Raw genomic sequence first — 12,694 nt, 5'->3', positions numbered from 1 at the left:
ACGAGTGTCTCTGATCGCTTCTGACCACTTCCGCATCGTTGTCGGCCTCGGCAAGAGCGGCATGTCCCTGGTTCGCTTCCTGGCGAACCGGGGCACGTCGTTTGCTGTCGCCGACACGCGGGAAAATCCACCGGAACTGGCCACGCTCAAGCGTGACTATCCGCACGTGGAAGTGCGTTGTGGCGAGCTTGACGTCGAGTTCCTGTGCCGTGCCGACGAGCTCTACGTGAGCCCCGGCCTGGCGCTGGCGACCCCGGCTTTACAAGCCGCCGCCGCCCGTGGGGTGAAATTGTCCGGTGACATCGAGCTGTTCGCGCGTAACGCGAAGGCACCGATAGTCGCCATCAGTGGTTCCAACGCGAAAAGCACCGTCACCACCCTCGTCGGCGAGATGGCCGCAGCGGCCGGCAAGCGCGTGGCGGTCGGCGGGAACCTGGGCACGCCTGCGCTGGACCTGCTCGCCGACGACGTCGAGCTGTATGTCATGGAACTGTCGAGCTTCCAGCTGGAAACCACCGACAATCTCGGCGCTGAAGTGGCGACCGTGCTCAACGTCAGCGAAGACCACATGGACCGCTACAGCGGCCTGCCGGCCTATCACCTGGCCAAGCACAGGATCTTCCGCGGCGCCCGCCAGTTCGTGGTCAACCGCCAGGATGCCCTGAGCCGTCCGCTGATGGGCGAAGGCCAGCCATGCTGGACCTTTGGCCTGAGCAAACCTGATTTCAAGGCATTCGGTATCCGCGAAGAAGACGGCGAGAAGTACCTGGCCTTCGAATTTCAGAACCTGATGCCGGTGCGCGAGTTGAAGATTCGCGGTGCCCACAATCAATCCAACGCCCTGGCGGCATTGGCGCTGGGGCACGCCGTAGGCCTGCCGTTCGACGCCATGCTGTCGAGCCTGCACACCTTCGCCGGCCTTGAACACCGATGCCAATGGGTCCGCGACCTGGATGGCGTGGGCTACTACAACGACTCCAAAGCCACTAACGTAGGTGCCGCACTGGCAGCGATCGAAGGCCTGGGCGCCGATATCGACGGTAAGGTCGTGCTGATCGCCGGTGGCGACGGCAAAGGGGCCGAATTCACCGACTTGCGCGATCCGGTGGCGGCCAACTGCCGTGCCGTGATCCTGATGGGCCGTGACTCCGACAAAATCGGTGCAGCCATTGGCGACCGTGTGCCGCTGATCCGCGTCGGGTCTTTGGTCGAGGCGGTGGAACAATGCCGCGCCGCCGCCCATCCAGGTGACGTGGTGCTGCTGTCGCCGGCCTGCGCCAGTTTCGACATGTTCAAGAATTACGAAGACCGTGGTCACCAGTTCGTCCGCGCTGTGGAGGATCTGGCATGAGCCTGCTTAATATCATCAAGCCGTACCCGTCGCCGATCATTACCGGGCGCGGCATCGATCTCGACTTCCCGATGCTCGCCGGGTGCCTGGCATTGCTGGGCCTGGGCCTGGTGATGATTGCCTCGGCGTCGACCGAAGTCGCTGCCGTACAGTCGGGCAGCGCCCTCTATTACATGATCCGCCACCTGATCTATGTGGTGCTCGGCCTGGGCGCCTGCATCGTCACCATGATGATCCCGATCGCCACCTGGCAGCGCCTGGGCTGGCTGATGCTGATTGGCGCGTTCGGCTTGCTGGTGATGGTGATCATTCCCGGCATTGGCCGTGAAGTGAACGGTTCGATGCGCTGGATCGGCTTCAGCTTCTTCAACGTGCAGCCTTCCGAAATCGCCAAGGTGTTCGTGGTGATCTACCTCGCCGGCTACCTGGTGCGGCGCCAGAAAGAAGTACGTGAAAGCTGGATGGGCTTTTTCAAACCGTTCATCGTGCTGTTGCCGATGGCCGGCCTGTTGCTGATGGAACCGGACTTCGGTGCCACCGTCGTGATGATGGGGGCCGCTGCGGCCATGCTGTTTCTCGGCGGGGTCGGGTTGTTCCGCTTCCTGCTGATGGTGCTGCTGGCCGTCGGCGCAGTCGTACTGCTGATCCAGATGCAGCCTTACCGGATGGCGCGCCTGACCAACTTTGCCGACCCATGGGCTGACCAGTTTGGCGCCGGCTACCAGCTGTCCCAAGCGTTGATCGCTTTCGGTCGCGGCGAGTGGCTGGGCGTTGGCCTGGGCAACAGCGTGCAAAAGCAGTTCTACCTGCCGGAAGCCCACACCGACTTCGTGTTCTCGGTCCTGGCCGAAGAGCTCGGTGCGGTAGGTTCGCTGTTCACGGTTGCGCTGTTTGCCTTCGTCTGTGTGCGCGGGATGTACATCGGTTACTGGGCGGAAAAAGCCAAGCAGTTCTTTGCCGCCTACATCGCCTATGGCCTGTCGTTCCTGTGGATCGGTCAATTCCTGATCAACATCGGCGTGAACGTCGGCCTGTTGCCTACCAAGGGCCTGACCCTGCCGTTCCTCAGCTATGGCGGCAGCTCGCTGGTGATCTGCTGTGCGTGCCTGGGCCTGCTGCTGCGCATCGAATGGGAGAGTCGAACCCATCTTGGCAGCGAAGAGATGGAATTCCAGGAAAGCGACTTCGCCGAGGAGCCGACCCATGGGCGCTAACGTGCTGATCATGGCGGGCGGCACCGGTGGCCACGTGTTCCCGGCGCTGGCCTGTGCACGCGAGTTCCAGGCCCGCGGTTATACCGTGCACTGGCTCGGCACCCCGCGTGGCATCGAGAACGAACTGGTACCGATGGCCGGTATCGAGCTGCACCGCATCAATGCCAGTGGTCTACGTGGCAAGGGCAAGTTGTCGCTGCTCAAGGCTCCGATCATGTTGCTCAAGTCGGTCTGGCAGGCGCGGGCGATCATTCGCCAACTGCAGCCGGTCTGCGTGGTCGGCTTTGGTGGCTATGTGACCGGTCCTGGTGGTGTTGCTGCCAAACTGGCCGGTGTGCCAGTGATCGTTCACGAGCAGAACGCGGTGGCCGGTACCGCCAATCGGTTGCTGGTGCCGTTGGCCGCCCGGGTGTGTGAAGCCTTCCCCGACACCTTTACCCTGTCGGACAGCCGCCGCACCACTGGCAACCCGGTGCGTACCGAACTGTTCCTCGAAACACCGCGTTCGGCCCTGGCCGGTCGCAAAGCGCGTTTGCTCATCCTGGGCGGAAGCCTGGGCGCAGAGCCATTGAACAAGTTGCTGCCTGAAGCCCTGGCCCAAGTCGCTGCCGACGTGCGCCCGGAAGTGTTCCATCAGGCTGGCAAAAACCACGATCAAGTGACTGCAGAGCGCTATCGCGCTGCCGGCGTCGAGGCGCAGGTGCAGCCTTTCATCAAAGACATGGCCCAAGCCTATGGCTGGGCCGACCTGGTGGTGTGCCGCGCTGGCGCGCTGACCATCAGTGAACTGGCTGCCGCCGGTCTGCCCTCGATGCTGGTGCCTTTGCCCCATGCCATCGACGATCACCAGACCCGCAACGCCGATTATTTGGCCCGTGAAGGCGCTGCCTTCCTGATGCCACAAAGAACGACCGGCGCTGCGGATCTTGCCGCACGCCTGACAGAGGTCCTGATGCAACCGCAACGACTCAATGACATGGCCACCGCAGCCCGCCGCCTGGCCAAACCAGATGCTACCCGTAACGTTGTCGATACCTGCCTGGAGGTGGCCCATGGTTGAGAATCAGAAAGCCATGCCTCATCCGGAGATGCGCCGCATCCGTCGCATCCACTTCGTCGGTATCGGCGGCGTGGGCATGTGCGGTATTGCCGAAGTGTTGTTGAACCTGGGTTATGAAGTGTCCGGTTCCGACCTGAAGGCATCGCCGGTGACCGAGCGCCTGGAATCCTTCGGTGCCCACATCTATATCGGCCACCGCGCCGAGAACGCCGCGACGGCCGATGTGCTGGTCACTTCGAGCGCCGTGAACACCTCCAACCCGGAAGTCGCCACTGCCCTGGAACGTCGTATCCCGGTGGTGCCGCGCGCCGAAATGCTGGCTGAATTGATGCGCTACCGTCACGGCATTGCCGTCGCCGGTACCCATGGCAAAACCACCACCACCAGCCTGATCGCTTCGGTGTTCGCCGCAGGTGGCCTGGACCCGACGTTCGTCATCGGCGGTCGTCTGAATGCAGCAGGTACCAATGCCCAGCTCGGTACCAGCCGGTACCTGATCGCCGAGGCCGATGAGAGCGACGCCAGTTTCCTGCACTTGCAGCCGCTGGTGGCCGTGGTCACCAACATCGACGCCGATCACATGGCGACCTACGACGGCGACTTCAACAAGCTGAAGAAGACCTTCGTCGAGTTCCTTCACAACCTGCCGTTCTACGGTCTGGCGGTAGTGTGCCTGGACGATCCGGTGGTGCGCGAAATCCTTCCACTGGTCAAGCGTCCGACCGTCACCTACGGCTTCGGTGATGACTGCGACGTGCGCGCGATCAATGTGCGCCAGCAGGGCATGCAGACTTTCTTCACCGTGCTGCGCCCTGAGCGCGAGCCGCTGGATGTCTCGGTGAACATGCCGGGCAATCACAACGTATTGAACGCCCTGGCGACCATCTGCATCGCCACCGACGAAGGCGTCAGCGACGAGGCCATCGTCCAGGGCCTGTCGGGGTTCCAGGGTGTCGGCCGACGCTTCCAGGTTTACGGCGAACTGCCGGTAGACGGCGGCAACGTGATGCTGGTGGATGACTACGGCCACCACCCGACCGAAGTCGCCGCCGTGATCAAGGCCGTGCGCGGTGGCTGGCCGGAGCGCCGTCTGGTGATGGTCTACCAGCCGCACCGCTACAGCCGCACCCGCGACCTGTACGACGATTTCGTCAATGTACTGGCCGACGCCAACGTGCTGCTGCTGATGGAAGTTTATCCGGCCGGTGAGGAACCCATCCCGGGCGCCGACAGCCGCAAGCTGTGCAACAGCATCCGCCAGCGTGGTCAGCTCGACCCAATCTACATCGAGCGCGGCGTCGACCTTGCACCCATCGTCAAGCCACTGCTGCGTGCCGGCGACATCCTGCTGTGCCAGGGCGCGGGTGATATCGGTGGCCTCGCCCCGAAACTGCTGAACAGTCCGTTATTCGTTGGCGCCGTTGCTGCGCCGAGCGTGGGGAAGTTGAAATGACCGCTGCATACGCCAACCTCTTTTCCACCATCGCGCCGAAAGACTTCGGGCGGGTGGCCGTGCTGTTCGGTGGCCGGAGCGCCGAGCGCGAGGTTTCCCTGAAATCGGGTAACGCCGTGCTCGAGGCGCTGCAAAGCGCCGGGGTGGATGCGTTTGGTCTCGACGTGGGCGACGATTTGTTGCAACGCCTGCTGAGCGAAAAGATCGACCGCGCCTTCATCATTCTCCACGGTCGTGGCGGTGAAGACGGCAGCATGCAGGGCCTGCTCGAATGCCTGGGCATTCCGTACACCGGCAGTGGCATCCTCGCGTCGGCGCTGGCCATGGACAAGTTGCGCACCAAGCAGGTCTGGCACAGCCTCGGCATTCCGACGCCACGTCACGCCGTACTGTGCAGCGAGGCCGATTGTATTTCTGCAGCGACGGAACTGGGCTTCCCTTTGATCGTCAAACCGGCCCATGAAGGTTCAAGTATCGGCATGGCCAAAGTGACTTCCACGTCCGAGTTGATCGACGCCTGGAAAGCGGCCAGTACCTACGATTCGCAAGTGTTGGTCGAGCAATGGATTCAAGGTCCGGAGTTCACCATCGCCACCCTGCGTGACCAGGTGTTGCCTCCGATTGCCCTGGGCACACCGCACAGCTTCTACGACTACGACGCCAAGTACGTGGCCTCCGATACCCAGTACCGGATCCCGTGCGGGCTCGACAGCAACAAAGAGAAAGAATTGATCGACCTCACGGCGAAAGCCTGTGAGGCGCTGGGTATCGCCGGTTGGGGCAGGGCAGACGTGATGCAGGACGCCGATGGGCAGTTCTGGTTTCTCGAAGTCAATACCGCGCCGGGCATGACCGATCACAGCCTGGTGCCGATGGCGGCCCGTGCTGCCGGTCTGGATTTCCAGCAACTGGTTCTGGCCATTTTGGCCGCCAGCCTAGAGCCGCGAGGTTAATACCATGCAAGGCGCCCAGCTGAGACATCAGCCTCCCGCACCGCCCGGCCGCAAGCCGGTGCCGCGGGGTGCAAGCCGAATGGTGGCCAAAGAGCCGATGTCCGCGCGCCTGCCGAAAGCCAACTTCGGTTTTCTCAAAGCCCTGTTCTGGCCAGTGCTGCTGGTCGCCCTGGGTTTCGGTACTTACGAAGGTGCGCAGCGTTTGCTGCCTTACGCAGACCGGCCGATTAGCAAGATCGCGGTACAAGGCGACCTGAGCTACATCAGCCAGCAAGCGGTGCAGCAGCGGATCGCCCCTTTTGTGGCGGCGAGCTTCTTCACCATCGACCTGGCGAGCATGCGTACCGAACTGGAGCAAATGCCCTGGATCGCCCACGCCGAAGTGCGGCGGGTATGGCCGGATCAGGTTGTGATTCGCCTGGAAGAGCAACTGCCGGTGGCCCGTTGGGGTGACGAGTCGTTGCTTAACAACCAGGGCCAGGCGTTCACCCCGCGTGAGCTGGCGAACTACGAACACCTGCCACAGCTGTTCGGTCCACAACGGGCCCAGCAGCAGGTGATGCAGCAGTACCAGGTGCTGAGCCAGATGCTCAGGCCGTTGGGCTTCTCGATTGCACGGCTGGAACTGCGTGAACGCGGCAGCTGGTTCCTGACCACCGGAGCCGGCAGTGCAGGCCCAGGCATCGAGTTGCTGCTGGGACGCGGCAACCTGTTGGAAAAGATGCGCCGTTTTATCGCCATCTATGACAAGACGCTTAAAGAACAGATTACGAACATTGCGCGCATCGATCTGCGCTACGCCAACGGCCTCGCTGTTGGCTGGCGGGAACCTGCAGCGCCCACGACAGCCCAACCCGCTGTCGCGAAGAATTAAGAAGAGGCAGGACCCATGGCAAACGTGCAAAGCGGCAAAATGATCGTCGGTCTGGATATCGGCACTTCCAAGGTGGTGGCGCTGGTCGGCGAGGTCGCGGACGATGGCACGCTGGAAATCGTCGGGATCGGTACGCACCCTTCCCGTGGCCTGAAAAAAGGCGTGGTGGTGAACATCGAGTCCACCGTGCAATCGATCCAGCGCGCAATCGAAGAAGCGCAGCTGATGGCCGGTTGCCGGATCCACTCGGCGTTCGTCGGTGTGGCGGGTAATCACATCCGCAGCCTGAATTCCCACGGCATCGTGGCGATTCGTGATCGCGAAGTCAGCTCCGCCGACCTCGAGCGCGTTCTTGACGCTGCCCAGGCCGTAGCGATCCCGGCTGACCAGCGTGTACTGCACACCCTGCCACAGGATTACGTGATCGATAACCAGGAAGGCGTACGTGAGCCCCTGGGCATGTCCGGCGTTCGCCTGGAAGCCAAGGTCCACGTGGTCACCTGCGCGGTCAACGCTGCTCAGAACATCGAGAAGTGCGTGCGTCGCTGCGGCCTGGAAATCGACGACATCATTCTCGAGCAACTGGCTTCGGCCTATTCGGTGCTGACCGACGACGAGAAAGAGCTGGGGGTGTGCCTGGTCGACATTGGCGGCGGCACCACCGACATCGCCATCTTCACCGAAGGTGCGATCCGTCACACCGCTGTGATCCCGATTGCTGGCGACCAGGTGACCAACGACATCGCCATGGCGTTGCGCACCCCGACCCAGTACGCCGAAGAAATCAAGATTCGCTATGCCTGCGCCCTGGCCAAGCTGGCCGGCGCTGGTGAAACCATTAAGGTGCCAAGCGTTGGCGATCGTCCACCGCGCGAACTGTCCCGCCAGGCCCTGGCCGAAGTGGTCGAGCCGCGTTACGACGAGCTGTTCACGCTGATCCAGGCCGAATTGCGCCGCAGCGGTTACGAAGACCTGATCCCGGCCGGCATCGTGCTGACCGGTGGCACCTCGAAAATGGAAGGCGCGGTGGAACTGGCCGAGGAGATTTTCCACATGCCGGTCCGCCTGGGCGTGCCTCATGGCGTCAAAGGCCTGGATGACGTGGTGCGCAACCCGATCTATTCCACTGGCGTTGGCCTGTTGATGTACGGCCTGCAAAAGCAGTCCGACGGGATTTCGTTCTCGGGCATCAGCAGCCGCGACAGCTACAGCAATGAAGAAGCCAAACCCGCCTTGCTCGATCGCATCAAGAGCTGGGTACAAGGCAACTTCTAAAGAATTACGCAGCACCGCACGACCGCAACAAACGCAGTAGGCGAAAAAACTAGAGAATGTAAGGAGAGGGAAAATGTTCGAACTCGTAGACAACATCCCCGCAAGCCCGGTCATCAAGGTTATCGGTGTTGGCGGAGGCGGCGGCAACGCTGTCAACCACATGGTCAAGAGCAACATTGAAGGCGTTGAATTCATCTGCGCCAACACTGATGCCCAGGCGCTGAAATCCATCGGCGCGCGGACCATCCTGCAACTGGGCACAGGCGTGACCAAAGGTCTCGGCGCTGGCGCCAATCCTGAAGTAGGTCGTCAGGCCGCTCTCGAAGACCGTGAGCGCATTGCCGAAGTCCTGCAGGGCACCAACATGGTGTTCATCACCACTGGCATGGGCGGCGGTACCGGTACCGGTGCTGCGCCGATCATTGCCGAAGTGGCCAAGGAAATGGGGATCCTCACCGTTGCGGTGGTGACCCGTCCGTTCCCTTTCGAAGGCCGCAAGCGCATGCAGATCGCTGACGAAGGTATCCGTCTGCTGTCTGAAAGCGTCGACTCGTTGATCACCATCCCCAACGAGAAGCTGCTGACCATCCTCGGCAAGGACGCGAGCCTGTTGTCGGCTTTCGCCAAGGCAGACGATGTACTGGCCGGTGCCGTTCGCGGTATCTCCGACATCATCAAGCGTCCGGGCATGATCAACGTCGACTTTGCCGACGTACGTACCGTGATGAGCGAAATGGGCATGGCGATGATGGGCACTGGCTGCGCCAGCGGTCCGAACCGTGCACGCGAGGCCACCGAAGCGGCCATTCGCAACCCGTTGCTGGAAGACGTGAACCTGCAAGGTGCACGCGGCATCCTGGTGAACATCACCGCCGGTCCTGACCTGTCCCTGGGTGAGTACTCCGACGTGGGTAGCATCATCGAAGCCTTCGCTTCCGAGCACGCCATGGTCAAGGTCGGTACCGTGATCGATCCGGACATGCGCGACGAGCTGCACGTGACTGTAGTAGCGACCGGCCTGGGCGCGAAAATCGAGAAGCCGGTGAAGGTCATCGACAACACCATGCACACCTCCGTGACCTCGCAGCCACAGCAACAGGCGCCCGCTCGTCAGGAAGCTCCTGCCGTGAACTACCGTGATCTGGACCGTCCGACCGTCATGCGCAACCAGGCCCAGGCCGGTGCAGCGACTGCCGCGAAGATGAATCCGCAAGATGACCTGGACTACCTGGACATCCCGGCCTTCCTGCGTCGACAGGCCGATTGATGGAATGTATCAGGGCTATGAAGGTGATTGGTGTTCAGCAAAGGTCTGGTCTGCTATTATCGCCAGCCTTTGTTGATACCAGTTCGCAATTTGCGCTGAAGCGGCCCAAGCCATGATTAAACAACGCACACTGAAAAATATTATCCGTGCCACAGGTGTAGGCCTGCACTCCGGGGAGAAGGTATACCTGACCCTCAAGCCCGCACCTATCGACACCGGCATTGTGTTTTGTCGTGCCGATCTCGACCCTGTGGTGCAGATTCCTGCCCGCGCGGAAAACGTTGGTGAAACCACGATGTCGACCACGCTGGTCAGTGGTGACACCAAAGTGGATACGGTGGAGCACTTGCTCTCGGCCATGGCTGGCCTGGGCATCGATAACGCCTACGTCGAGCTCTCCGCGTCCGAAGTTCCAATCATGGATGGTAGCGCTGGACCTTTCGTATTCCTGATTCAGTCGGCTGGCCTGGAAGAACAGGACGCCGCCAAGAAATTCATCCGCATCCTGCGTGAAGTGACAGTGGAAGACGGCGACAAGCGCGCCACTTTCGTCCCTTTCGAAGGGTTCAAGGTGAGTTTCGAGATCGATTTCGATCACCCGGTTTTCCGTGACCGCACACAAAGTGCAAGCGTGGATTTTTCCAGCACTTCGTTTGTAAAAGAAGTCAGCCGCGCCCGTACCTTTGGTTTCATGAGTGACATTGAGTACCTGCGCAAGCACAACCTCGCACTCGGCGGCAGCGTTGAAAACGCTATTGTGGTCGACGCGGATGGCGTACTGAACGAAGACGGCCTTCGCTATGAAGACGAATTCGTGAAGCACAAGATCCTCGATGCTATTGGTGACCTCTACCTGCTGGGCAATAGCCTGATAGGTGAGTTCAAGGGCTTCAAGTCCGGACATGCATTGAACAACCAGCTGCTGCGCAAGTTGATTGAGCAGACAGATGCTTGGGAAGTCGTGACTTTCGAAGACGCCAGCACTGCACCGATCTCTTACATGCGCCCAGTTGCGGCCGTGTAAGTAAAAACCTCTCTAGTTTTTAAGGGCTGCCTTCGGGTGGCCTTTTTTTATGGTTCTCAACAAACATTTCGTTGCTTGATCCGGCGTCATCGCGAGCAGGCCTGACGGGGCAGCGAAACCATCAGCTGCCTGCCACTACCCGATTGCGCCCCTGGTCCTTGGCCTGATACAGCGCCTTGTCCGCTGCAAACAGCAGTTGCTCCAGGGTCACATCCGTCCGGGTAGTCCAGGTGCTGATACCGATACTGACGGTCATGGGTAGCTCGTCTCCCTCCGTCTTCGGCAACTGTTCCACCGCCATCCGGATCTTTTCGGCAATCTGCCGGGCACCCGTGCTGTCAGTTTCCGCCAGGATCACCGAAAACTCCTCGCCACCGTAGCGCGCCACCAGGTCCGCGGGACGCCGTACATTGGCCGCGATTACCTTGGCGATCGTGCGCAAGGCCTCGTCACCGCCTTGATGCCCATGACGGTCATTGAAGGCCTTGAAGTGATCGGCGTCGATCATCAGCACCGACAGCGGCTGGCCTGAGCGTTGTGCCCGAAACCATTCGTGGCGCAGGGTCAGGTCAAGGATCCGGCGGTTGGCGACCCCGGTCAGGGAATCGGTGGCGGCCAGTTGCGCCAGTTCCTGCTCGGCGTGATGGCGCAAACGCAGTTCCCGACACAGCAACCCGCTAAGCCACAGCAAGCCAATGCACAGCACGCCTGTAGCCCCGCTGATCACCAGCGCCGTGCGCCGCCAGGCCGCAAACACGTCGTTGCCGGACAGCGCGACGATCACCGTCAGCGGCAGATTACCAACCCGGGAAAAGGTATAGAGGCGTTGCCGGCCATCGATACTCGAAACGCTCTCGAAGCTGCCACTGCCCTCGCGCAGGATGCGTACGACATTGGGGCGGGTGGCGAAGCTCTTGCCGATCGAGTCATGCTCCAGGTAGGGCTTCTGCGCCAGGAGAATGCCTGCGTCGTCGATGATGTTCAGCGTGCTGTCGCTGCCGATGTACAGGCTGTTGAACAGCTGGTCGAAGTAGGTCAGGCGCATCGATGCCACGGCCACCCCCAGGAACTCCCCGGTCGACGAGGCAATGCGACGGCTGAAGCTGATTCGCCATTCATTGCTGTCCTCGCAATCGCAGCGGGGCTTGAACGGGCGACTGATGTACATGCCGCTGCCGGTGTTGGTGACGTGGGCCTGAAAGTAGTCGCGGTCGGCGAAATTCCCTGGCCGGGGCTCGATCAGGGATGAGTCGGCGAGGACCTCGCCGTGCTTGTCGAGTAGCAGGATATCGCCCTTGAATCGGGCCGTGGTGGAGCGGTCGAACAGCACCAGGTGGCGGATCTGCGGTGAGACCTGGCGCAGGTCGTCCCGTTGCGCGGCAGCGATCAGGCCTTGCAGGGTCATGTCGTAGAGCTCGACGGTGCGCAACACGTCGGCATCGATGAGTTGCGCAATGGTGGTCGCGCTGCGGGTGGCGGCCTCCTTCGCTCCGGCATGTTCGCGGATCAGCAGGAAGGTGACGATGCCAAGAATCGCGATGACCGTCAGGGTGCTGCCGAGGATCACCATGAGTTCAGGTCGACCGGTCTTGCCTGAAACTTGAGGGAGGCGACTGGCGATCATGGGCATGAGGTCTGCGTGAACTTCGGTTAAGGCATGTTTGCAGGAGCGAGCTTGCTCGCGAAGAACGTCGAGGCATCGCGTTGTTCCAGACAGCCTGCGTTATCGTTGACGTTTTTCGCGAGCGAGCTCGCTCCTACAGAGTTAAGCAGGTAGTGGACCGTTTTGCCTATCGTTGCACTTGTTGCAAGAATTGGCAGGCGAAAAAAAGCCGCTGATAGCAGCGGCTTGAAGACAACTTTTCAAAGGGAAGAGCCGATGAAAAGTGTCGAGGGAAATAGGAACCTGCAGCGGGTCAGCTGTCTTTCCCAGCCTCGGGCTGGGCATGGAGCATCGATGCTTGCGGGGTCTGGCCAGCGTCCTGAGCCTTGGCCGTCATCTCACCCTGATAGGCTTCGAACGCCGCAGCGCGTTCAGCGTTGCGGGCGGCGAAGGTCAGGGACTCTTCAGCCATGGCGAGTGGGGAGAGGAACAATGAGGACAAAACGAAAGCGCTGGCAATACCCATGGAGTTGGACATCTCTAAAACCTTCTTGCTTGGCAAGTGCTGTTTGGTGGCGCAAAGATAAGGCTGAACGAGGAGGGGAAAAAGAGTGGATTCG

At 61.1% G+C, this 12,694-nt stretch carries 11 protein-coding genes; 9 read left to right on the top strand and 2 right to left on the bottom strand.

Features of this window, described 5'->3' with window-relative positions; genetic code table 11:
• Positions 1–4: 4 nt before the first annotated feature.
• The 9 genes from murD (at position 5) to lpxC (ending at position 10,471) form a co-directional block, all read left to right on the top strand.
• The gene (gene murD, locus HYI44_RS12510) at positions 5–1,351 is read left to right on the top strand and encodes a UDP-N-acetylmuramoyl-L-alanine--D-glutamate ligase (RefSeq protein ID WP_225569530.1); all 1,347 of its coding nucleotides are present in this window, start codon (positions 5–7) and stop codon (positions 1,349–1,351) included.
• On the top strand, positions 1,348–2,565 hold the full coding sequence (gene ftsW / locus HYI44_RS12505; RefSeq protein ID WP_045059289.1) for a putative lipid II flippase FtsW: 1,218 nt from the start codon (positions 1,348–1,350) through the stop codon (positions 2,563–2,565). Before murD ends, ftsW begins: the two co-directional genes overlap by 4 nt.
• The gene (gene murG, locus HYI44_RS12500; RefSeq protein ID WP_122838789.1) at positions 2,555–3,625 is read left to right on the top strand and encodes an undecaprenyldiphospho-muramoylpentapeptide beta-N-acetylglucosaminyltransferase; all 1,071 of its coding nucleotides are present in this window, start codon (positions 2,555–2,557) and stop codon (positions 3,623–3,625) included. Before ftsW ends, murG begins: the two co-directional genes overlap by 11 nt.
• Positions 3,618–5,078: a UDP-N-acetylmuramate--L-alanine ligase gene (gene murC / locus HYI44_RS12495; protein WP_122838790.1), complete on the top strand. Its 1,461-nt coding sequence runs from the start codon at positions 3,618–3,620 to the stop codon at positions 5,076–5,078. Before murG ends, murC begins: the two co-directional genes overlap by 8 nt.
• Positions 5,075–6,031, top strand: coding sequence for a D-alanine--D-alanine ligase (locus tag HYI44_RS12490; RefSeq protein ID WP_122838791.1), 957 nt, complete (start codon positions 5,075–5,077; stop codon positions 6,029–6,031). The genes murC and HYI44_RS12490 overlap by 4 nt, the downstream gene beginning before the upstream one ends.
• Before the next feature lie 4 nt (positions 6,032–6,035).
• Positions 6,036–6,905 (top strand): cell division protein FtsQ/DivIB, encoded by an 870-nt coding sequence (locus tag HYI44_RS12485; protein ID WP_045059293.1) that lies wholly within the window; start codon positions 6,036–6,038, stop codon positions 6,903–6,905.
• Positions 6,906–6,920: 15 nt separating this feature from the next.
• A complete protein-coding gene (ftsA, locus tag HYI44_RS12480) occupies positions 6,921–8,180 on the top strand; it encodes a cell division protein FtsA (RefSeq protein WP_122838792.1) in 1,260 nt (419 codons plus the stop codon).
• A gap of 73 nt (positions 8,181–8,253) precedes the next feature.
• Complete coding sequence (ftsZ, locus tag HYI44_RS12475) at positions 8,254–9,447, top strand: cell division protein FtsZ (RefSeq protein ID WP_122838793.1); 1,194 nt, start codon at positions 8,254–8,256, stop codon at positions 9,445–9,447.
• A gap of 112 nt (positions 9,448–9,559) precedes the next feature.
• Entirely contained in the window at positions 9,560–10,471 is a 912-nt protein-coding gene (lpxC, locus tag HYI44_RS12470) for a UDP-3-O-acyl-N-acetylglucosamine deacetylase (protein WP_045059296.1), read from the top strand.
• Between the two features lie 121 nt (positions 10,472–10,592).
• Here the strand turns inward: lpxC and HYI44_RS12465 are convergent, their stop codons facing one another.
• Together HYI44_RS12465 and HYI44_RS12460 are read right to left on the bottom strand one after the other, a co-directional pair.
• Positions 10,593–12,095, bottom strand: a complete 1,503-nt coding sequence (locus tag HYI44_RS12465; protein ID WP_225569529.1) for a sensor domain-containing diguanylate cyclase — start codon at positions 12,093–12,095, stop codon at positions 10,593–10,595.
• Positions 12,096–12,387: 292 nt separating this feature from the next.
• Entirely contained in the window at positions 12,388–12,612 is a 225-nt protein-coding gene (locus tag HYI44_RS12460; RefSeq protein WP_225569528.1) for a hypothetical protein, read from the bottom strand.
• Positions 12,613–12,694: the final 82 nt, after the last annotated feature.

It is taken from the genome of Pseudomonas sp. Y24-6, from assembly GCF_020295325.1.
Classification (GTDB): Bacteria; Pseudomonadota; Gammaproteobacteria; order Pseudomonadales; family Pseudomonadaceae; genus Aquipseudomonas; species Aquipseudomonas gregormendelii.
This window is presented reverse-complemented; position numbering and strand designations above follow the sequence as displayed.

Bases quoted from the DNA above. Each gene is read 5' to 3' on its own strand.
- ftsW (WP_045059289.1), top strand. From the start codon at position 1,348: ATGAGCCTGCTTAATATCATCAAGCCGTACCCGTCGCCGATCATTACC.
- murG (WP_122838789.1), top strand. From the start codon at position 2,555: ATGGGCGCTAACGTGCTGATCATGGCGGGCGGCACCGGTGGCCACGTG.
- murC (WP_122838790.1), top strand. From the start codon at position 3,618: ATGGTTGAGAATCAGAAAGCCATGCCTCATCCGGAGATGCGCCGCATC.
- HYI44_RS12490 (WP_122838791.1), top strand. From the start codon at position 5,075: ATGACCGCTGCATACGCCAACCTCTTTTCCACCATCGCGCCGAAAGAC.
- HYI44_RS12485 (WP_045059293.1), top strand. From the start codon at position 6,036: ATGCAAGGCGCCCAGCTGAGACATCAGCCTCCCGCACCGCCCGGCCGC.
- ftsA (WP_122838792.1), top strand. From the start codon at position 6,921: ATGGCAAACGTGCAAAGCGGCAAAATGATCGTCGGTCTGGATATCGGC.
- ftsZ (WP_122838793.1), top strand. From the start codon at position 8,254: ATGTTCGAACTCGTAGACAACATCCCCGCAAGCCCGGTCATCAAGGTT.
- lpxC (WP_045059296.1), top strand. From the start codon at position 9,560: ATGATTAAACAACGCACACTGAAAAATATTATCCGTGCCACAGGTGTA.
- HYI44_RS12465 (WP_225569529.1), bottom strand. From the start codon at position 12,095: ATGATCGCCAGTCGCCTCCCTCAAGTTTCAGGCAAGACCGGTCGACCT.
- HYI44_RS12460 (WP_225569528.1), bottom strand. From the start codon at position 12,612: ATGTCCAACTCCATGGGTATTGCCAGCGCTTTCGTTTTGTCCTCATTG.